This is a genomic window from Aliiroseovarius sp. B-4, assembly GCF_056857795.1.
This window is the reverse complement of record NZ_JBSXNV010000031.1, coordinates 231,049-251,306: the sequence shown is the minus strand read 5'-3', so window position 1 is coordinate 251,306 and position 20,258 is coordinate 231,049. Positions and strand designations below refer to the sequence as shown.

17 protein-coding genes are annotated in these 20,258 nt (G+C 60.8%); 1 reads left to right on the top strand and 16 read right to left on the bottom strand.

What is annotated here, in order from left to right; genetic code table 11:
* Window positions 1-30: 30 nt before the first annotated feature.
* Window positions 31-1,404 carry an FAD-binding oxidoreductase gene (locus AC13C8_RS06215; protein WP_482846738.1) on the top strand — a complete coding sequence of 458 codons (1,374 nt, stop codon included), beginning with the start codon at window positions 31-33 and terminating at the stop codon, window positions 1,402-1,404.
* A gap of 6 nt (window positions 1,405-1,410) precedes the next feature.
* On the opposite strand, the gene recN is transcribed toward AC13C8_RS06215, so the two are convergent.
* From recN to AC13C8_RS06135, 16 genes are all read right to left on the bottom strand, one after another.
* On the bottom strand, window positions 1,411-3,063 hold the full coding sequence (recN, locus tag AC13C8_RS06210) for a DNA repair protein RecN (RefSeq protein ID WP_482846737.1): 1,653 nt from the start codon (window positions 3,061-3,063) through the stop codon (window positions 1,411-1,413).
* Between the two features lie 39 nt (window positions 3,064-3,102).
* Entirely contained in the window at window positions 3,103-3,984 is an 882-nt protein-coding gene (locus tag AC13C8_RS06205; protein ID WP_091432326.1) for an outer membrane protein assembly factor BamD, read from the bottom strand.
* A gap of 370 nt (window positions 3,985-4,354) precedes the next feature.
* The gene (gene lpxC, locus AC13C8_RS06200; protein WP_091432328.1) at window positions 4,355-5,287 is read right to left on the bottom strand and encodes a UDP-3-O-acyl-N-acetylglucosamine deacetylase; all 933 of its coding nucleotides are present in this window, start codon (window positions 5,285-5,287) and stop codon (window positions 4,355-4,357) included.
* 547 nt (window positions 5,288-5,834) lie between these two features.
* The gene (gene ftsZ, locus AC13C8_RS06195) at window positions 5,835-7,478 is read right to left on the bottom strand and encodes a cell division protein FtsZ (RefSeq protein WP_482846736.1); all 1,644 of its coding nucleotides are present in this window, start codon (window positions 7,476-7,478) and stop codon (window positions 5,835-5,837) included.
* 236 nt (window positions 7,479-7,714) lie between these two features.
* Window positions 7,715-9,049 carry a cell division protein FtsA gene (ftsA, locus tag AC13C8_RS06190; protein WP_482846735.1) on the bottom strand — a complete coding sequence of 445 codons (1,335 nt, stop codon included), beginning with the start codon at window positions 9,047-9,049 and terminating at the stop codon, window positions 7,715-7,717.
* On the bottom strand, window positions 9,046-10,008 hold the full coding sequence (locus AC13C8_RS06185; RefSeq protein WP_482846734.1) for a cell division protein FtsQ/DivIB: 963 nt from the start codon (window positions 10,006-10,008) through the stop codon (window positions 9,046-9,048). The genes ftsA and AC13C8_RS06185 overlap by 4 nt, the downstream gene beginning before the upstream one ends.
* Window positions 9,996-10,910 carry a D-alanine--D-alanine ligase gene (locus AC13C8_RS06180; RefSeq protein ID WP_482846733.1) on the bottom strand — a complete coding sequence of 305 codons (915 nt, stop codon included), beginning with the start codon at window positions 10,908-10,910 and terminating at the stop codon, window positions 9,996-9,998. The genes AC13C8_RS06185 and AC13C8_RS06180 overlap by 13 nt, the downstream gene beginning before the upstream one ends.
* Window positions 10,911-11,141: 231 nt before the next feature.
* Window positions 11,142-12,074, bottom strand: a complete 933-nt coding sequence (murB, locus tag AC13C8_RS06175) for a UDP-N-acetylmuramate dehydrogenase (protein ID WP_482846732.1) — start codon at window positions 12,072-12,074, stop codon at window positions 11,142-11,144.
* Window position 12,075: 1 nt separating this feature from the next.
* Window positions 12,076-12,321, bottom strand: a complete 246-nt coding sequence (locus AC13C8_RS06170) for a DUF2484 family protein (RefSeq protein WP_091430384.1) — start codon at window positions 12,319-12,321, stop codon at window positions 12,076-12,078.
* Entirely contained in the window at window positions 12,318-12,557 is a 240-nt protein-coding gene (locus AC13C8_RS06165; RefSeq protein WP_091430386.1) for a DUF2484 family protein, read from the bottom strand. Before AC13C8_RS06165 ends, AC13C8_RS06170 begins: the two co-directional genes overlap by 4 nt.
* The gene (locus tag AC13C8_RS06160; protein ID WP_091430388.1) at window positions 12,554-13,750 is read right to left on the bottom strand and encodes an APC family permease; all 1,197 of its coding nucleotides are present in this window, start codon (window positions 13,748-13,750) and stop codon (window positions 12,554-12,556) included. The genes AC13C8_RS06165 and AC13C8_RS06160 overlap by 4 nt, the downstream gene beginning before the upstream one ends.
* 105 nt (window positions 13,751-13,855) lie before the next feature.
* The gene (gene murC / locus AC13C8_RS06155) at window positions 13,856-15,253 is read right to left on the bottom strand and encodes a UDP-N-acetylmuramate--L-alanine ligase (protein ID WP_482846731.1); all 1,398 of its coding nucleotides are present in this window, start codon (window positions 15,251-15,253) and stop codon (window positions 13,856-13,858) included.
* Window positions 15,254-15,301: 48 nt separating this feature from the next.
* Window positions 15,302-16,408, bottom strand: a complete 1,107-nt coding sequence (gene murG, locus AC13C8_RS06150; RefSeq protein ID WP_482846730.1) for an undecaprenyldiphospho-muramoylpentapeptide beta-N-acetylglucosaminyltransferase — start codon at window positions 16,406-16,408, stop codon at window positions 15,302-15,304.
* Window positions 16,405-17,574, bottom strand: a complete 1,170-nt coding sequence (gene ftsW, locus AC13C8_RS06145) for a putative lipid II flippase FtsW (RefSeq protein WP_482846729.1) — start codon at window positions 17,572-17,574, stop codon at window positions 16,405-16,407. The genes murG and ftsW overlap by 4 nt, the downstream gene beginning before the upstream one ends.
* A 180-nt stretch (window positions 17,575-17,754) precedes the next feature.
* Window positions 17,755-18,681 (bottom strand): DMT family transporter, encoded by a 927-nt coding sequence (locus tag AC13C8_RS06140; protein WP_482846728.1) that lies wholly within the window; start codon window positions 18,679-18,681, stop codon window positions 17,755-17,757.
* 137 nt (window positions 18,682-18,818) lie between these two features.
* Window positions 18,819-20,252, bottom strand: a complete 1,434-nt coding sequence (locus AC13C8_RS06135) for an NAD(P)(+) transhydrogenase (Re/Si-specific) subunit beta (protein ID WP_482846727.1) — start codon at window positions 20,250-20,252, stop codon at window positions 18,819-18,821.
* Window positions 20,253-20,258 lie beyond the last annotated feature (6 nt).

Below are 20,258 nucleotides of genomic sequence, written 5' to 3'. Positions count from 1 at the left end.
AGTTGTTCCGGCTTTGCTGGGGAGGATGGGATGACCATCGACACCGTGTTTACCGAGCTTTCGTCCATGCTAGGCGATCGGCTCAGCCGCTCCAAGTCCGATCTGTCGCATCATGGCGGTTCCGAAACTCATTTCGCCCCGGCCCCTCCCGATGCGGTGGCATGGCCCGAAACCACGGACGAGGTCAGCCGCATTCTGCACCTGTGCCATGCGGCCAGTGTGCCGGTCATTCCCTATGGCGCGGGCACGTCGTTGGAAGGTCACACCAGCGCGCCGATGGGGGGGCTATGTATCGACATGTCGCGTATGAACCGTGTTGTTTCCGCCGATCCGGGCGACATGATCGCAGTCGTTCAGCCCGGCGTGACACGCGAAGAACTGAACCATGAACTGCGCGCGTTGGGCGTGTTCTTTCCGGTCGATCCGGGTGCCAATGCCTCGATTGGCGGAATGGCGGCGACGCGGGCCTCGGGCACCACAACAGTGCGTTATGGGTCGATGCGTGACAATGTGCTGGGCCTGACGGTGGTGCTGGCAGACGGGCGGATCATCAAGACAGGATCGCGCGCGGCGAAATCCGCCTCTGGCTATGACCTGACCGCGCTGTTTCTGGGATCGGAAGGCACGCTGGGCATTATAACCGAACTGACCCTGCGCCTGCACGGTGTGCCAGAACAGATCAGCGCGGGCATCTGCGCCTTTCCCGACATGGCGTCTGCAGTGGGGGCCGTGCAGCAGGTGATCCAGATGGGGATCCCAATGGCGCGGATCGAGTTTGTGGACGCCGACACCGCACGCGCCTTCAACGGCTATGCCGGGACCGACATGCCTGAATGCCCGCATTTGCTGGTCGAATTTCACGGAAGCCCCACCGCCGTTGCCGAAGCCAGCGAAGCCTTTGGCGACATTGCCACGGATTTCGGCGCCACCGGATACGAACACGCCACCCGGACCGAAGATCGCAATGCGCTGTGGAAGATCCGCCACCACGCATATTACGCGGTGCTGTCCCTGCGCCCCGGCGCAAAGGCCGTGGTCACGGATATCTGCGTGCCGATTTCAAAACTGGCCGAGGCCATCACCGAGACGCAGGCGGACATCGCAGCATCGGGCCTTATGGGACCGATCCTGGGTCATGTGGGGGACGGCAATTTTCACGCCGCCCTGCTGATCGAAGACGGCAACGAGGCCGAGAAAGCGGCGGCCAAGGACTTGGCCGCCCGAATGAGCACCCGCGCCCTTGCGATGGGTGGCACAATCACTGGCGAACATGGGATCGGTATGGGGAAACTGGGCTTGATGGGCGCGGAACATGGCCCGGCCTGGTCGGTCATGGGCGACATCAAGACCGCGCTCGACCCCAAGGGCATTCTGAACCCCGGCAAACTTGTGCCGCAAGGGTGATCGCCCCTAACCGTCCAGAAGTTCTTGCGCGGCGGCCCGTCCGGCATCGGTGATCGTGTCGCCGGAAATCATGCGCGCCACCTCGTCCACGCGGGCGGGCGCATCCAGCGGTGTCACATTGGTCAGCGTCATGCCTTGCGACACGGTTTTCTGCACCTGCCAATGATGATCGCCCAAGGCGGCCACCTGCGGGCTGTGGGTCACAACAAGCACCTGCCCACCCAGGGACAAAGCCGCCAGACGTCGCCCAACCGCGTCGGCCGTCGCCCCACCCACACCGCGATCAATCTCGTCAAAGATCATGGTCAAGCCGTCAGCTTCACGCGTCAGGCACACTTTCAACGCCAACAGGAACCGGCTGAGTTCGCCACCCGATGCGATCCTGTTCAATGGACCTGACGGCGCTCCGGGGTTGGTCGCGACGGTGAATGTAACCTGATCACACCCATCCGGACCCGCATCCATCGGTGTGATTTCTGTGGTGAATACCGCGCGCTCCATTTTCAATGGCGCCAATTCGCCCGACATGGCCTTATCCAGCGCCTTGGCGGCCGTGACGCGTGCTTGAGTCAGCAAGGCGGCGGCACTGTTGTAGTGCGTCAGCGCCTTGGCGACATCCTTCTCAAGCCCGGCAATCGCATCCACGCCCGCGTCCAGCGCGTCAAGCCGCGCACGCAGGTCTTCAGCGAAACCGCCCAGATCATCGGGGGCCACCTGATGCTTGCGGGCCATGGCGCGGATCGCAAACAGACGCTCTTCGACCACTTCCAATTCGTGCGGATTGAAAGACAGGGTATCAAGCGCAGCCTCGACCCCCTGCACCGCGTCGCCCAATTCTGCCAAAGCCCGCCCAAGGGCCGAGATCGGCGGATCCAGTGCCTCGCCCGCCTGATCGGCCACCGCTTCCAGCCACCTGAGCGCATCACCCATCCGCGCCTCGGCCCCCTCGCCAGATGAGAGCGCCTGATGGGCTTTGGTGATGTCCTCGCCAATGCGTTCTGCGGCCTGCATCAATCGGCGGCGGCTGTCCAGCTCGGCGTCTTCACCCGGTGCCGGGGCAAGCGCATCCAACTCGGCCACCGCGTGGCGCAGGAAATCTTCCTCGGCCTGCGCGGCGGTCAGATCGGCGCGGGCCTGATCCAACGCCGTCGTCGCGCGGGACAGGTCGCGCCATGCCGCGCGGGTCGCGCCAACTTGGGGACCAAGCGCGCCAAATTCATCCAACAATTGCCGATGCACACGCGGGTTCAGTAGCCCGCGATCATCCTGCTGGCCGTGCAGTTCGACCAGCGTATCGGACAGCGCGCGCAACACATCGCCCGACACGCGGCGATCATTCACCCACGCCGTCTTGCGCCCATCCGCACGGTTTATGCGCCGCAATACCAACTCGTCCTCGGCCGGGATCCCCGCTTCATCCAGCACCGCGCGGGCGGGGTGACCATCCGCAAGATCGAACACCGCCGTGACCTCGCCCTGTTCGGCCCCGGCACGCACAAGATCGGCGCGTCCGCGCCAGCCCAGCACAAAACCAAGACTGTCCAGCAAAATGGATTTTCCCGCACCGGTTTCCCCGGTCAGAACATTCAGCCCCGGCTGAAACTCAAGCTCCAGCCGGTCAATAATCAGAAGGTCGCGGATATCAAGACCACGCAGCATGATGCCCTCGGTCAGTCGTCGCCCCGCCCCGGTGAGGGATCAGAGCCATTCGCCCTTGATCAGTTGGCGGTAGACCGCGCTGAGCCAGTTGTTGCCCTTTACCTCGGGTTTCAGCCCGGACTTGGTCAGCAAACGATAACTGCTTTGATACCATTCGCTCGACTGGAAATTATACCCCAGAATGGCCCCTGCGGTCTGGGCTTCCTCGACCAATCCAAGCGACAGATAGCTTTCCACAAGACGATGCAACGCTTCGGCGACGTGCGTTGTGGTCTGGAACTGCTCGACGACCACGCGGAACCGGTTGATCGCCGATGAATAATGCTTGCGTTTCAGGTAATACCGTCCGATTTCCATCTCTTTCGCGGCAAGATGGTCGAAGGCGAGGTCAAATTTCAGGATCGCCGACTTTGCATATTCGGTGTCAGGATAGCGTTCGATCACGGTGCGCAAAGCTTGCAACGCCTGATATGTCAGGCCTTGGTCGCGACCGATTTTGTCAATCTGGTCATAATAGCTGAGCGCCAGAAGATATTGGGCATAGGCCGCATCTTCCGAAGCGGGGTAAAAGTCGATGTAACGCTGTGCGCTGGCGCGCGCCTGTTCATAGTCCTTGTCTTTGTGGAACGCGAAAGCCTGCATGATCAACGCACGTTTCGCCCATTCCGAATACGGATACAGGCGTTCAACTTCGCCAAACCACTTGGCCGCTTCCGAGGGGTCTCCGCGGTCAAGATCGTATTCACCGCGCTTATAGATTTCTTCCGCGGTCCACTGATCGATCGGCTTTTTTTCTACCGGTTGGGAAAACGCGCCAAACAATCCGCGCCCACCGCCGCCTGAACTGCCTCCAAGGCTGCCAAACCCCAAACTGCCAGACCCACCACCGCATGATGACAGAACGATGCCGGACGCCAGCATCACACTGATTAAGCGTTTCGTTTTGAAGCTGCGGCATTCATTTGAAGCGAAACGTGCGCAACGCTCAGATGTCGCGCCGCGTTTCGTAGAAAGCTGTGCGACAGGTTCTTCGCGAAACGCTTTAGCTTTGCCAAATTTCACACGGATCATGACCGGTGCCACCCCAAAAAATTGTCATTCGACCGACTGGTCTGAATTGTTCCCGCCTGTCCTAGCACAGAAATTTTCGAGGCAAAATGGTTTGCTCGGCAATTTTCGCGCCTCTGGGTCACTTGGCGCATGTTCGCCCCACCCACACGGTCCGAAAAACGCAGAAACCACGCCTGAAAAGCGTGGTATCCGATTTGAAATCAACAGGTTCCGGCCGCGATCATGCCGTCATGGGCAGATCAGAGCGGCGCACCCCCACGCCCGGCAACCGACGCGCGGTTGCGGCGTCACATTCGACCATGCGCCACGCATCAGGTTTGTCGAACAGAGCGCGCAGCAGTTTGTTGGTCATCGCATGGCCCGCCCGATGCCCGACATAGCGTGCTTTCAGCGGCGCGCCCGCCAATGCAAGGTCGCCCACCGCATCCAGCATCTTGTGGCGCACGGCCTCGTCGATGCGGCGCAGACCACCGGGCGACAGAACATCATCGCCGTCAACGACGACAGCGTTGTCATAGGTGCCCCCCAGCGCAAGCCCCGCCTCGTGCATCGCTTCCACGTCGGCACGACGGCAGAAGGTGCGGCAATCGCTGAGTTCGCGCACGAAATTGCCGTTCGACAGGTCCAGACGCTTGTTTTGCGTGCCAATCACACGGTCCGGGAACGAAATGTGAAAATCGATCTCAAATCCGTCGGATGGCTCTAACCGGGCCCATATGGCGTGTTCGCCGTCGTCTTCCCGGTATTCGACGGGTTTCAGTATCTCAATCACCCGCACAGGTGCGGACAATTCGCGCACGCCGGTCTTCACCAGACCATCGACGAACCGCGCCGCACTGCCGTCCATGATCGGCACTTCCGGGCCATCCAGTTCAACCAAAGCGTTATGAATACCACATCCTGCAAGTGCGGCCATGATATGTTCGATGGTTTTGACCTCGACCCCCGCATCGTTGCGGATCAGGGTGCATAACGGTGTGGGAACACCCGAGGCCCAATGGGCGGGGACAAGATTGTCCCGGTCCAGAACGTCGATGCGTTTGAACCAGATGCCGTGTTCTGCCGAAGCAGGTCGCACGCGCATACGTGCCGGTCGCCCGGAGTGAAGTCCGGTGCCGGTAAATGTCACACTGCTTGCAACTGTGGTTTGCACGTGTTGCCTCTTTATTTGCCTCAGTTCGGATCGCGCCGCCTTGGGGTCATGCTTGATGATCCAGCATCCGGTTCGATCCACATTCTTCGCCGCGCCAGGAGCCGCAGACAACAAGGTTCTGTGTGGAGTGGCACAGGTCCTTAGCGTCTTGGGTCTGTGTGGCGTCCGGTTCTATCCGTTCACCACTGCCAGTCTCCGTGCGTAAAAAGGTGTTTGAAACCGTTCCATGCAGCGGCAGGTCTGACGCGCTCCAAGCATGTATGGCTTGGTGACACAGAGGTAAATCCTGCCCGGTGCAATAACAATTCAAACCTCTGTAACGGTCTGTAACATCAGGACTCGCTCGGGCGGGAGGTTGCCGAAGCGCCTATCCCCGAGCCACAAAGGGTTGTTTCCAAAAGAAAAAGACCCACCACATGGCAGGTCTCTTTTGGTGATTTAGTGAACGGTGAAACAGTGTCTCAGCACAGAAGTCGTCCTGCTGTGGACCTGGTGCAACATCAGGATCACGCGAAGCTGCTGTCGCGCGATCCTGTTTGTCACAAACCTAGTTCGCCTGACGTCGCAGGAAGGCCGGAATTTCAACCTTGTCGTGTTCTGGGTCGGCTGCCGGCGCCTGCGGTTGGGCGGGCCGTTCGGATTGCACCGGCGGTTGGCTGCGAGCCTGATCTTCGGCGCCTGCGGCCCCTGATCCGGTCATCCGATTGATCAACGAGTTGATGCCAAAGCGCGGTTTGTCATGCGCGGCGGCGTCGGAGTGGGCCGGGGCTTCGCGATGCGGCGCGGGCTGTTGCGCGCGCGGCTGATTGTGCACGGCGGCTTGCAAACGGGCCAAAGCCTCGGGCGATGGGGTGCCCGGTGTTGGCGCCCGCGGGGCCACAAATGTTGCCACATCCGGTTGCTTGTCATAACCCGTGGGCGCGGCTTCCTGTTCGCGCGGCTGATAAGCCGGTGGTGGAATATCACCGCCGGCCTGATCGGCGTGGAACACGTTTTCGGTCGGCGCTTTCGGGGCGACTTCTTCCCGCTCCAGATCGCCAAACAATGTTGGTTCACTGGCGGCAACCTCAGCCGAGGGAGCTTTCGGCGCAGGCGAATTTTCAATCGCAGCCGCTGCGGCAACCGCATCAGGTGCTTCGGCTTCCATCTTCTGCTCGACTTCAAGCGGCGCTTGCAGCGGTGAAGCAAGGCTGCGACGCGGCAACGGCATTTCGGTGTTCACATCCACCGCGTCGATGCCGGTGGCCACCACGGACACACGCATCGCGCCCTCCATGTCGGTGTCCAGCGTCGAACCGACGATGATATTGGCGTCCTGATCCACTTCCTCGCGGATACGGTTGGCCGCTTCGTCCAGTTCGAACAGGGTCAGGTCGTAACCGCCGGTGATGTTGATCAACACACCTTTCGCGCCGCGCAGGCTGATTTCATCCAGCAGCGGGTTGGCAATGGCTTTCTCGGCGGCCTGAACGGCGCGATCTTCGCCATTTGCTTCGCCTGTGCCCATCATGGCTTTGCCCATCTCGTCCATCACGGCGCGGACATCCGCGAAGTCGAGGTTGATGAGGCCGGGGCGAACCATCAGGTCCGTAACACCCTTAACGCCTTGATAAAGCACGTCATCCGCCATCGAGAACGCCTCGGTAAAGGTCGTTTTCTCATTGGCCAGACGGAACAGGTTCTGGTTCGGGATGATGATCAGCGTATCGACCATCTTTTGCAAAGCTTCCACACCGTCTTCCGCCTGACGCATCCGTTTTGCGCCTTCGAATTGGAAGGGTTTGGTCACAACACCAACGGTCAGAACACCCAATTCACGCGCGGCTTGCGCGATGATCGGGGCTGCACCTGTCCCGGTGCCACCACCCATACCGGCGGTGATAAAGCACATATGCGCACCAGCAAGGTGATCGACGATCTGTTCAATCGATTCCTCGGCTGCGGCTGCACCGACCGACGCGCGGGCACCTGCGCCCAACCCCTCGGTCACTTTCACACCCATCTGGATGCGGTCTTTCGATCGCGAATGCTGCAAAGCCTGCGCGTCTGTATTTGCTACAACGAATTCAACGCCCTCGAGTTCCTTCTCGATCATGTTGTTGACAGCGTTGCCACCGGCACCGCCTACACCAAACACCGTGATACGAGGTTTCAACTCTTCCTGACCGGGCAAGGTAAGGTTCAAAGTCATGATTTGTCCGCCTGTCTATGTCCGCGCCGCACCGATGTCCCCCGATGGCGGCCAATATGGTCTTTTAATTCCGACTGAATCGCCGGTTACTGCCTCATTTGGTCCATGTTAACCCATAAAACAGCCTTCCGTCACGCCCTAAAGGGTCGGAAAGCCGCAAAATATTGAGGGATTATCGAAGATTTCAGCAGGATTTCGCCGAAGGCACCGCATGTTGCTGCCTGGACGACCCCCATTCACCAATTGTCTTTGAACCACCGGAAGGCGCGCCGCAGGCTGCGGGCGGGGTAGCTTTCCGCAGGAATGTCGAAATCCCACCATTCGTCCTGCGGGTGGGCGGCGAACAGGCACAGCCCGACGGACGAGGCGAACCCCGCGCCTGTGGCGGCCTGTGGCAAACCCTGCACGCGCAAAGGCCGACCGATCCGCACTTGCTGGCCCAGAATTTTCGGGGCGAGCCCGTCCAATCCGGGAATTTGGCTGCCGCCGCCGGTCAGCACGATCTGCTGGCTGCGCAAATGCTCAAACCCAGACGCATCAAGACAGGCCCGGACCTCTTCCAGGATTTCCTCGACCCTCGGTCGCATGATGCCGATCAGTTCGGCCCGGCTGACGGTGCGGCGGTCATGTTCCCAATCACCCGTGTCGCCGCCGATCTCGATCATCTCGCGATCATCCATGCCGGTGGCAACGACGCCGCCATAGAAAGTCTTGATGCGTTCCGCCGTCGACAAGGGCACTTGAAGCCCCTTCGAGATGTCCGAGGTCACGTGATCCCCGCCCAATCGCACACTGTCAGAATAAATCATGTGCTTTTTCATGAAGATGGACAGACCAGTTGAACCACCACCCAAATCGATACAGGCCGCGCCCAGCTCCTGTTCGTCTTCCACCAAGGCGGAAATGCCGGACACATAGGCCGAGCTGGCCAGCCCCGCCAGTTCAAGATCGCAACGTTTGATGCAATAGAGCAGGTTCTGAATGACCGCTGAATCGACGGTCAGAACATGCATGTCCACCGCAAGCCGGTTGCCGATCTGCCCGCGCGGGTCGCTCAGTCCCGACCGGTGATCCAGCGCGAAATTGACCGGCTGGGCGTGCAACACTTCGCGCCCGTCGCCGATATCCGGCATGTCGCACGCGGCCAGCACCCGCGCGACGTCATCTTCCGTCACGGCCGAGTCGTTCAGCTCCACGACACCATCCAGCCCATAGCTGCGCGGGTTTGCACCCGAGAAACATGCAATCACGTGGTCAACACGGATGTTTGCCATTTTCTGCGCGGCCTGAATGGCGGTGCGAATGGCGCGTTCGGTTTCCCGCATCGCATCAATCTCGCCGAAGCGCACGCCGCGTGACCGCGTGGTCGCCGCCCCGATGATACGAAACGCGCTTTGCCCGGCCAGGCTGCCCACCCCATCGCTTTCCCGAAACTGGTCCGGCCCGTCGAAGCGCAGGATCAGACAGGCGATCTTCGAGCTGCCGATATCCAGAATTGCGATCACACCTCGCTGCATGGCGGCTTCGCGCATCGAGCGCATGGCGCGCTGCTGGCTGTAAATATCGGTCATTGGTCTTCTACTCCAAACTCAATCGCACGAATGCGGCGCAATTCTTCGACGGCAGGCTCGCCCAATCGAAGCGTCGGTCTCAGGGGATTTCTCATGTCAACTACGGTCAAATCGCGCGCCATCACCTCTTGCGCCTGATCCAGCGCGATCACTTGCTCCAGGGCTGCGACGGGGTCGTTTTCCGGCAACAGGATGCGCTGCTTGGTGGCCAGCACCACGTCCCAGCGGCGTTCGCCCACCCGAACGAGGCCGCGCAATTGCGGGCCAAACGGATGCGCCGTCTCGATCAGGTCCAGGGCTTCTGTTACAGCCTTGTCAGCCCCGACACCGGCAATCAGCGGCAGGTCCGACCGACCATCGCGCGCCAACAGGCTTGCGACGCGGTGGCCGGTGCGATCCAGCAGATCAAGGATGCCGTCGTGGCGCCAGATGATGACCGGCTGGCGTTCGGTGATGGCGACTTCCAACACCCCGCCAGGCCGCACCCGCAGATCGGCCTTTTCAACCACGTCCAACTGGGTGATTTCCTGTCGCATCGCTTCCAGATCCAGATCAAAGCTGGAAATGGGGAAGTCGACCGGTAGCATTTGCCGCACCGCGTCGGCAACCACCGGTGTCGCACCTTCGACCGCCATCAGTTTGACCATAAATTCAGGCCGCTCCTGCACAGACCTCTGTATCTGGGTGTATTTTTCAGCAAGGGCTTCGCGATTGTCGGGGATTGAGAAATACCATCCGACCGTCAAAAGCACGGCAAAGACGGGAAGCCCGACCCGCAGGAATGACCGAAACGCCGGGGTCAGCCAGAGCCGATGCACCTTATAGGCCATGCGTGACGGTGCCGGATCACGATGAAGGGTCTCGCCCCCTCGCGCGGGGCCATTTGAACCCGTCGGGCGTGGCGCGGCAACGGAATGATACGGGCCCGAAGGGCGTGTTTTTCGCATCAACGATCGCATGAGGCGTCCTCCACCATCCATGCACAGAATTGTCCGAAAGTGATCCCGTGATGCGCCGCTTGTTCAGGGGCCAGAGATGTGGGCGTCATGCCCGGCTGCGTGTTTGTCTCAAGCAGGATCAATCCGTCCAAACCGCGCGCCTCGTCCCAACGGAAATCCGTGCGGCTGACACCGCGGCAGCCCAACACCGCGTGGGCGCGCAAGGCGTAATCCAGACAGGCGGCTTCGATGTCAGCAGGGATGTCGGCGGGCATGATGTGGCGCGACCCACCTTCGGCATATTTCGCGTCATAGTCATACCAGCCATCGGTCAGAATGTCGGTCACGCCAAGCGCCCGATCCCCCATGACAGTGGTCGTCATCTCGCGCCCCGGCGCATAGGTTTCCACCATTACCGTTTCGGGCATGGTCGGGGCAAGTTGTGGGGGCGTGTTCGCCCCGTCCTGAACGATGTAGATACCGACCGAGCTGCCCTCGTTATACGGCTTCACCACATAAGGCGGCTCCATCACATGACGTGCGCGCACCTCGTCGGCGGGCGCCAGCACGCTATCGACAACCGGTAGACCAGCGACGCGGAATGCGTCCTTCGCGCGCTCCTTGTCCATCGCAAGCGAGGACGCCAACACGCCGGAATGGGTATAAGGGATTTGCAGCCACTCAAGCAGGCCCTGCACACAGCCATCTTCGCCCCAGCGGCCGTGTAATGCGTTGAACACCACGTCGGGGGCCTCTGCGCGCAAACGCTCGGAAAGATCGGAACCGGCGTCAATCGCGACCACGTCATAGCCCTCGCCCTTCAGTGCCGCAACGCATTCGCGCCCGGAACTCAGCGAGACCTCCCGTTCAGCCGAATGGCCGCCCAGAAGAACCACAACTTTCGAGACCGTCTTGCCCGACATGCCTGCTCTTTTGCCTCGTCCTTGATCGCGAGAACGCGACCAACTGCCCAGCCGTTTCCGGCGCCTATCCGCACTTTGCGCGCGGCGTTTATCTTTATCGGAGGCTGTACCGCCCCTTTGCTCAGGGCTTTATGCCCCTTGTTTGCAAGGGCGTTTGCCCCTTGTCGCCGGTTCATTTCGACCGGATCTGAAGGGCCTGCCCGACCCCGGTATCTGCGCGCATACATTGGCTTATTTATCTGCCAATTCACCCACGCGCATGATTTCCCATACTAGCTCTATGCCACTGTGTTCGTAAACCTTTTTTCTGACCTCTTCGCCTAATCCTTCAAGTTCTGCGGCACTGGCGTCGCCGGTGTTTGTCAGAAAATTGGCGTGCATCGGGTTCATCTGCGCCCCGCCAAGGGTCGCGCCGCGCATCCCCGCGGCCTCGATCACCTTCCACGCCTTCAACTCGTGACTGTCATCGGCGCGCCCGGTCGAACTGAAACCGACCGGGTTGCGGAAGGTCGATCCGGCGGTGCGGTCCTTGGTGGGTTGGGTCTCGTCGCGCTTGGCCAGTTGCGCCTCCATCCGGGCGACAAGCCGGGCAGGATCGCCCATCGGGCCTTCAAATGTTGCGCTGGTGATCACGCAACCGTCCGGAAGATCGGTCTGGCGGTATTGAAAATTGAGGTCGTCAGCAGTCAGCGTCACCCGCTCGCCTGATCGCGTGATGGCCTGCGCTTCGACGAAAACATCAGCGACATAAGAGCCATAGCACCCGGCGTTCATCCGAACCGCGCCACCGATGGCACCCGGAATTGTGCGCAGAAAGGTCAGGTCGACACCCGCGTCCGCAGCTTTGCGCGCCACATGGGCGTCCAGTGCGGCGACGCCAGCGGTGACGCGGTTGCCATCAACCTCAATCCGGTTGAAGCTGCGCCCCAACCGGATCACCACGCCACGAATACCGCCGTCGCGCACGATCAGGTTCGACCCGACCCCCATCGGAAAAACCGGCACATCCGGGTCGAGCGCGGCCAGAAACTGCGCCAGATCACTGTCATCGGCAGGCATGAAGAACCAGTCGGCGGGGCCGCCCACGCGCAGCCAAGTCAGGGTGGACAAGTCCTTGTCAGACACCAGCGCCCCGCGCGTTTCGATCTTGCTTGGATGGGTCACTTCAACCTCGTATCTTGCGCAGCCAGCGGATCAGGTAAATCACTGGCCAGCGCAGTATGGACATTGCTGCGATCATGACCAGCCCACCAACCAGCGGCCCGTTTTGATAAACCACGTAACCCAATAGCGGAATGCCCATGGCGATCAAGACGTAAGCCACGCGCCAATGATGATCCCGCGATGGAAACAGCGCGATGACCTGCGCAAGGACGGCCCAGAAACAGGCAAGGATCAGCGACAGCGTCATACCCGCCCCGACGCCTTGCGAGTCAGATACCAAAGGGGTCGACGAAACATCGAAAGGAAGGCCGCAAGACCAAGCCCGGCCCACAGCCAGCCATGGTTAGCCCCGATCCAAAGGATCAAGAACGGCGCGGCCACCAGAAGCACCAGACCTGGCACAAACTGACGTCGCATGGGCAGAAACGCTACAGCGGTGGCGGCAATCACCCACAGGGCGGCGGCGATCAGCGGCGCGCTCATCCGGCACCCGAGGTCAGGAATGAAGCCCCAAGCGCCAGCAGCGCCGCGATCAGACCCAGCCACGGCACCCAGTTTGCGGTGCGAAACGGCGCTTTGGGGTCTTTGCGTTTCAACGCAATCAGGGCGACATTTACGACCGCGAACACGATCAGAAGGACGGTCGAGGTGACTTCCGCCAGGTCCGAGACAGGCAATGCCAGCGCCGCTGCCACCACGCCGAGACCCAAAAGCACCGTCGCCAGCACGGGCGTGCCGAACCGGGGATGCGCGCGATAAAAGATCGACAGCCGCTTTTCCCGCCGTCCCAATCCAAACAGAACCCGTGCAGCCATGATGATCTGCGCCAGCACACCGTTTAACGCGGCGACAACCGCGATGGCACCCAGCATGGCCGGGGACATTAGAAACGCGGCCTCCCAGACCAGAACCAAGGGTCGGTCAGAGCCAGCCAGTTCGTCCACCGGAACGGCCCTGATCGCCGCCAGCGAGACCATGGCGTAAAGCGCAGTCGTCACAACCAGCGCAATCAAGATTGCTCTTGGCACGGTGCGGGTGGGGTCGCGGGCTTCTTCGGCCATGTTCACCATGTCCTCGAACCCGATAAATGCAAAGAAGGCAAGAGCGGCGGCACCTGCCACGCCGGGCCAATAGATAGATGGCAGATCGGTAAACTCGGCCACTGGCGGGGCGGTGAACCCGGCCCAGATCACGGTGGCCAGACCCAACACCTCGATGATGGTAAACAGGGCCACAAGGGCAAGGCTTTCCAGAACTCCTGCCACAGCGACAAGGGTCAGGGCAACGCCAAACCCGATGATCGCCCAAGTTGCGGGAATGTCGATCAGTGACAGCAGATAGCCGACCCCGCCCCGCAGGACTGCCGCGGCTGACACCGTGCCCGCAAGCACGATGGCCAGACCGATCAACACCGCCAGCAAGTGGCTGTTCAGCCCTTTCTCGACATAAGCCGCCTCGCCCGAGGCTTCGGGGATGCGCGAACTGAGTTCGGCATATGACAGGGCTGACGGGGCGGCGACGATCCCGGCCAGAACGAAAGCCATTGGCGCCCAGATGCCTGCCTCGGCTGCGACGGCACCCACAAGCACGTAGATGCCCGCGCCGACCATGACGCCGATACCATACATGGTCAGAAGGCCAAGGCCGAGATTGCGTTTTAACGGGGCTGGTTCCATGTACCCATCTTCTATCAAACGGCGCTTGTCCGCGCGTGTTTCGTCAAATGTGCACCTCTGCCACCCGAAAGACAGACGGTGCGACGTCTGTTGCGACGAAAGACCTCAACCCAACCGCTTCGGCAGGTTGTTGGCCCAGGTCGAGATTGTGCCAGCCCCAAGACACACCACCATGTCGCCGGACCTGGCATGGTCTTTGACAAGCGAAGTCAGGGCGTCTTCGTCCGGGATCGCAAGGGCGTGGCGATGACCGTGGCGAACAAGCCCTGCGACCAGGTCGTCCCGGCTGGCCCCTTCGATCGGGTCTTCGCCCGCGGCATAAACATCGGCGATGCCCACAACGTCGGCTTCGTTAAAACAGGCACAGAAATCTTCAAACAAACCATGCAGGCGCGAGTAACGGTGCGGCTGATGCACGGCGATCACGCGACCCTCGGTGGCATGGCGCGCAGCCTTCAGGACAGCGGCGATTTCCACCGGGTGGTGGCCGTAATCGTCAATGATGGTGACACCATTGACCTCGCCCACGCGGGTGAAACGCCGGTTCACACCGCCGAAGTCTTCCAGCGCTGCGCGGATTTCGTCGCGCTTCATGCCCAGATGGCGGGCCACTGCCACCGCCGACAGCGCGTTCGAGACATTGTGGTCCCCTGGCATCGGCAGGGTGCAGCCGTCGATTCTTGTGCCTTCATTGTGCAGTTCGATATCGAAATGCGCGACGCCGCCTTTGTAGGTCAGATTGACCGCCCGCACATCAGCCTGCGCATTGAAGCCGTAAGTCACGACGCGGCGGTCGGTGATCTTGCCCACCAGCGCCTGCACTTCGGGGTGGTCAGTGCAGCATACGGCCAGCCCGTAGAATGGAATGTTGGACACGAAGTCGAGGAAACCCTGTCGCAGCGTGTCGAAATCGCCCCAATGTTCCATATGCTCGGGGTCGATATTGGTGACGATGGCAATGGTAGCGGGCAAGCGGTTAAAGGTGCCGTCGCTTTCATCGGCCTCGACCACCATCCATTCGCCCTGCCCCATCCGTGCGTTCGAGCCATAGGCGTGAATGATTCCGCCATTGATCACAGTCGGGTCGATCCCGCCCTTGACCAGAAGTTCCGCCACCATCGTGGTCGTGGTGGTTTTCCCATGTGTGCCCGCGACCGCAATGTTGGATTTCAGCCGCATCAGTTCGGCCAGCATCTCGGCCCGGCGCACCACCGGCAGGCCGCGCGCCCGCGCCGCATCCAGTTCCGGGTTGCCCGGCTTGATCGCGGACGAGATCACAACGACCTCGACATTCGCCAGGTTCTCGGCCCGCTGGCCCACGAAGATTTCAGCACCCAGATCGGCAAGACGGTCGGTGATTCTCGAAGTTTTCAGATCCGACCCCTGCACACGATAGCCATGGTTCAGCAAGACTTCGGCGATACCGGACATCCCGATCCCGCCGATCCCGACAAAATGGATCATCCCCATTTCGGTGGGAAGTTTGGTCGCTGCTGCGTTCATGCGGTTGCCTTTCTGCTCATGCGATAGTCCAGGACCAGCCACGCTGGATCAGGATGTCGGGACCACGCCCGTCAAGTGTTCGACCAGTTCCACCAAGGCTTCAGTCGCGTCAGGCCGGGCCTGCCCCTGCGCGGCGCGCGACATTCGCATGGCGCCTTCGGGATTGTCCAGAACCGTTCTGATCTGTTCGGACAGCGTGTCCACATCCAACCGGCTTTCAGGGATCAAGATCGCCGCGCCAGCTTCCACCAGCCCACGCGCATTTGCCGTTTGATGGTCGTCCGTCGCGTGCGGATAGGGCACAAGGATCGAGGGGCGACCGATGACCGAGATATCCGCCACCGACGACGCGCCCGCCCGGCTGATCACCAGTTGGGCCTCGGACATGCGGCGCGGGATGTCGTTGAAAAAGGGCTGCACATCCGCGCGGATGCCATGTTCGGTGTAATAGGCGCTGACGCGCGCCATATCCTCATCGCGGGCCTGATGGCTGACCGAGATATGCTTCAACAGTTCCGTCGGCAAAGCGGCAATCGCGGGCGGCACCGTGTCCGACAAGGCGCGCGCACCTTGCGATCCGCCCATGACCAGGATCGACATCGGATAATCGCCAGGCGCAATATAGCCCGAAGTTTCGCGGGCCAACACCTCTGCCCGAACCGGGTTGCCAGTGTAGAAAGGGTTCGCACCGTCCGGCAGCGCGGTGGGCCAGGTGCCACAGGCAACAGCGTTCACACGGGTCGCAAAAATCCTGTTCACCCGTCCCAACACGCCGTTCTGTTCATGGATCATCCGTGGCAGGTTCAATACCTTGGCCGCGGCCAATGCCGGAATGGTGGGATACCCCCCGAACCCGACAACCGCTTTGGGTCGGTCGCGGCGCATTTGCAGGATCGCCCCCATGATACCCGCACCGATACGGACGGGCACCATAGCCTTGGCCAACACGCCCCCGCGCGCGAAGGTCGCCGAGGACACTTCTTCGATCTCGACCACATGGGGAAAGCCGCCGGTATAGCGCGCGCCGCGCGCATCGGTTGACAGTTTCACCCGCCAGCCCTTGCGTAACATCGCCTCTGCCAGTGCCTGCGCAGGAAACATGTGGCCACCGGTGCCGCCTGCGGCGATGACAAGAAGAGGTTTGGGCTCGTTCATCGCCCCTTCCTGTTTGCGAATACGTCCTGCATCCGGCCTTGTGGTCGGGAGCGGGTAAAGGCCAAAAGCATACCAAGTGTGATCCCTCCCGCGATCAGGGACGATCCACCATAGCTGACGAACGGCAAGGTCATTCCCTTGGCGGGCAGCAGCCGCACGGCCACCCCCATATTGATCAACGCCTGAATACCGAACATCGCCGCCAGTCCCGAGCCCGCCAATCGCGTGAACGTGTCGCGTTCGCGGATCAGGCGCAGAAAGCTGCGCACGACGATGGTGGCGTAAAGCGCGATGATGATCAGGACCAGGATCAGGCCATATTCCTCGGCGGCAACGGCAATGATGAAATCGGTATGCGCGTCCGGCAGCGACCATTTTACCTGCCCTTCACCCACACCCACGCCGAAAAACCCACCTTCGCGGATGGCGTTGGTGGCATAGCCAAGCTGGGTGGTGGGATCCACGTCAGGGGTCAGAAACCCGTCAATGCGGCGGGCGAAGTGCTCGGAGTTGCTATAGGCGAACATCCCGCCCAGAACGACCACACCTGCGGCCGCGGCCAGAAACAGGATCGGCGCACCGGCCAGGAAATACATCACGCCCCAGCCAAACAGCACCAGAGCGGCCTGTCCAAAATCCGGTTGCAGCGCGAGGAAACCGACGATCACCAGAACCAGCGCCAGTGACATCGACCGCCCGGGTGGGCCGTTAATCTCCTGACTGGCGGCCATCAGCCATGCTGCGACCACAACAAAACCGGGTTTCAGAAACTCGGACGGCTGAACCGAGGCAAAGCCCAGCGAATACCATCGCACGGCACCTTTGCCGTAATCCGTGCCCAGAACCGGCAACAGCATGACCGCCAGCAAAGCGACCAGAAATCCCAGCACACCAAGGCGGCGAACCATTTGGGGGCTCATCAGCGTGGTGGCAAACAGAGTGATTAATGCCATCACGCCAAAGACCAACTGACGTTCAACATAGTAAAAATTTGCCAAACCGTTGCGTTCCGCCAGAGGAGGCGACGCAGCCAGCCCAAGCAAAATGCCGATCCCGAACAGGATCAGAATGCACGATACCGACCATTTGTCGATTGTGCGCCACCACCGGGGAAGAATGGGGTCGCCGTCACGCGCGGGAACCGCGCCATATACCATCTCTGTCATGAGAAAATGCCTGCCACTTGTCTGTACCGCTCGTATCTACCAACGGCAGGCCCCGGTAGTTCGGGTTATATCTGCCATTGATCCTCATTCGCCCATCTTGTGTGGGTCGTTGCGCGAAGATTAGCGGGGTTTTCGCCACTTTTCCAGAGAATTCGCGCCCATACACTGTGCGATGGGCAATCAGCTGCCCGGTGGGCCGACAGCGCGCGACTTGGACCGATCTCGACCCAATTGGCTTTCACGCCAGATGATCACCAGACCAGCGAAAACGACGACTCCTGCGCCAAGCAGCGTTTGCAGAGTCGGCAACTCACTGAAGAAGATGTAACCGAAGGCGAGCGCAAACAACATCGACGAATAATCAAACGGCGCGATGGTCGAGGCATCTGCATGCGTATAGGCCGTGGTCAGCATCAACTGACCAACCCCACCAAACAGCCCGGCCCCCAGCAAAAGTGCGAACTCCCACCCGGTAGGCCAGACCCAGCCAAAAGGCATCGTCAGGGCAGACAGGCAAACAGCGGTCAACGACGCATAGATGACAACAGTTGAGGGCGGATCAATCCCCACCAGCTTGCGCACCAGGATCTTCGCCACTGCCATGCAGCAGGCCGCAACAAGCGCCAGAACGGCACCGAAGGCCCGAAGTGCATCATCTTCTCCCGTCCCTCCAAAGCCTTCGAGACGCGGCCAGAGGATCACCAGCACGCCTGCCAGCCCCGCCAGCACTGCCCCGATACGCACCATGCGCACCTGTTCGCCCAGAAAGATCGCCGCAAGGGCCACAGTGATAATCGGAGCCGCATAGAATATGGCGGTGACTTCGGGTAGTGGAAGATAACCAAGAGCCGCGAAGCTGAGCGTCATTGCCAGCACACCGATCGTGCCCCTGCTGATATGCCCCCATGGATTCTTGGTGCGAAGGGCAGAGTGCAACCGCCCCTCATACGCCAACCAGCCAAGGATCACCGGCAGCGCAAAAAGCGAGCGGAAAAACACCGCCTCGCCCACAGGCACATGGACCGTGACCGCTTTCACCATCGTCTGAAGCGAGATAAAGAAGGCGACCGATCCGAGTTTCAGAGCTATGCCACGCGAAGGGTTCATCCCTTTGCGTAACCCACGTGCCGCGCCGTTGGAAGCCAAGAAATTGCGCGCGTCTGCGCAATTCACAACGCCTTGGAACCGTTGAGACGAAAAACGCCCCCGACCTGCGGGGGCGTTTGACTTGGTTTCCGGTTCACCTAGTTGATCAGTGTCAGCAACGTGTCCAGCGACTGTTTCGCGTCACCATAGAACATGCGCGTGTTTTCCTTGAAGAACAACGGGTTCTCGATGCCCGAATAGCCGGTGCCCTGCCCACGTTTCGACACGAAGACCTGCTTGGCTTTCCAGCATTCCAGCACCGGCATACCCGCGATGGGGCTGTTGGGATCTTCCTGTGCTGCCGGATTCACGATGTCGTTCGAGCCGATGACGATGGCGACATCCGTATCGGGGAAGTCGTCGTTGATCTCGTCCATTTCCAGCACGATATCGTAAGGCACTTTGGCCTCGGCCAGCAGCACGTTCATGTGACCCGGCAGACGACCCGCGACGGGGTGAATGGCGAAGCGCACATTCTTGCCCTTGGCGCGCAAACGGCGGGTCAGTTCGGCCACGTTCTGCTGGGCTTGCGCCACAGCCATGCCGTAGCCCGGGATGATGACCACGCTGTCGGCGTCCTCAAGCGCTGCCGCCACACCATCGGCGTCGATGGCGATCTGCTCGCCTTCGATTTCCATGGCAGGACCAGACGAGCCGCCGAAGCCGCCCAGGATCACACTGATGAACGACCGGTTCATCGCCTTGCACATGATATAGGACAGGATCGCACCGGACGAGCCAACCAGAGCACCGACAACGATCAGAAGGTCATTGCCAAGCGAGAAACCAATCGCCGCCGCGGCCCAGCCGGAATAGCTGTTCAGCATCGACACAACGACCGGCATGTCAGCACCGCCGATGCCCATGATCAGGTGATAGCCGATGAAGAACGCGGCCAGTGTCATGATGAACAGCGGCAGGAACCCACCCGTGTTGAAATACCAGATCAGACAGATCAACGACAGGATTGCAGCACCCGCATTCAGCATGTGACCACCGGGCAGCTTTTCCGCCGCCGAGCTGACTTTGCCCGCGAGTTTTCCATAGGCAATGACCGACCCGGTGAAGGTCACGGCACCGATGAAGACACCCAGGAACAGCTCGACACGCAGGATGTTCTGCTCAACCGGTGTCTTATGCGCCAGCAGGGCCGCGAAGCCCTGAAGTCCCTGACGAGCCTCGTCACTCATCGCCAGCACATTGCCCAGTTCGATATGGGCGTTGTAGCCCACGAACACCGCTGCCAGACCGACCAGCGAATGCATCGCGGCGACAAGTTGCGGCATTTCGGTCATCTGGACCCGCTGGGCGACATAGGTGCCGATGACACCGCCACCCGCGATCAGAACGATCGACAGCAACCACAGACCCGATCCGGGGCCGACCAGCGTGGCGAACACCGCCAGCGCCATGCCGACAATGCCATACCAAACAGCGCGTTTCGCGCTTTCCTGTCCCGACAGACCGCCAAGAGAGAGGATGAACAGAACTGCCGCAACAACATATGCGGCCGTGGTGAAACCAAAATCCATGATCCC

What these genes read in the sequence shown, in the direction of transcription:
- ftsZ (WP_482846736.1), bottom strand. Translation starts at nt 7,478, where the DNA reads ATGACTTTGAACCTTACCTTGCCCGGTCAGGAAGAGTTGAAACCTCGT.
- AC13C8_RS06140 (WP_482846728.1), bottom strand. Translation starts at nt 18,681, where the DNA reads ATGAACCCTTCGCGTGGCATAGCTCTGAAACTCGGATCGGTCGCCTTC.
- AC13C8_RS06165 (WP_091430386.1), bottom strand. Translation starts at nt 12,557, where the DNA reads ATGAGCGCGCCGCTGATCGCCGCCGCCCTGTGGGTGATTGCCGCCACC.
- AC13C8_RS06160 (WP_091430388.1), bottom strand. Translation starts at nt 13,750, where the DNA reads ATGGAACCAGCCCCGTTAAAACGCAATCTCGGCCTTGGCCTTCTGACC.
- AC13C8_RS06215 (WP_482846738.1), top strand. Translation starts at nt 31, where the DNA reads ATGACCATCGACACCGTGTTTACCGAGCTTTCGTCCATGCTAGGCGAT.
- AC13C8_RS06135 (WP_482846727.1), bottom strand. Translation starts at nt 20,252, where the DNA reads ATGGATTTTGGTTTCACCACGGCCGCATATGTTGTTGCGGCAGTTCTG.
- AC13C8_RS06185 (WP_482846734.1), bottom strand. Translation starts at nt 10,008, where the DNA reads ATGCGATCGTTGATGCGAAAAACACGCCCTTCGGGCCCGTATCATTCC.
- AC13C8_RS06180 (WP_482846733.1), bottom strand. Translation starts at nt 10,910, where the DNA reads ATGTCGGGCAAGACGGTCTCGAAAGTTGTGGTTCTTCTGGGCGGCCAT.
- AC13C8_RS06170 (WP_091430384.1), bottom strand. Translation starts at nt 12,321, where the DNA reads ATGACGCTGTCGCTGATCCTTGCCTGTTTCTGGGCCGTCCTTGCGCAG.
- ftsA (WP_482846735.1), bottom strand. Translation starts at nt 9,049, where the DNA reads ATGACCGATATTTACAGCCAGCAGCGCGCCATGCGCTCGATGCGCGAA.
- murG (WP_482846730.1), bottom strand. Translation starts at nt 16,408, where the DNA reads ATGAACGAGCCCAAACCTCTTCTTGTCATCGCCGCAGGCGGCACCGGT.
- murC (WP_482846731.1), bottom strand. Translation starts at nt 15,253, where the DNA reads ATGAACGCAGCAGCGACCAAACTTCCCACCGAAATGGGGATGATCCAT.
- AC13C8_RS06205 (WP_091432326.1), bottom strand. Translation starts at nt 3,984, where the DNA reads ATGCTGGCGTCCGGCATCGTTCTGTCATCATGCGGTGGTGGGTCTGGC.
- ftsW (WP_482846729.1), bottom strand. Translation starts at nt 17,574, where the DNA reads ATGACAGAGATGGTATATGGCGCGGTTCCCGCGCGTGACGGCGACCCC.
- recN (WP_482846737.1), bottom strand. Translation starts at nt 3,063, where the DNA reads ATGCTGCGTGGTCTTGATATCCGCGACCTTCTGATTATTGACCGGCTG.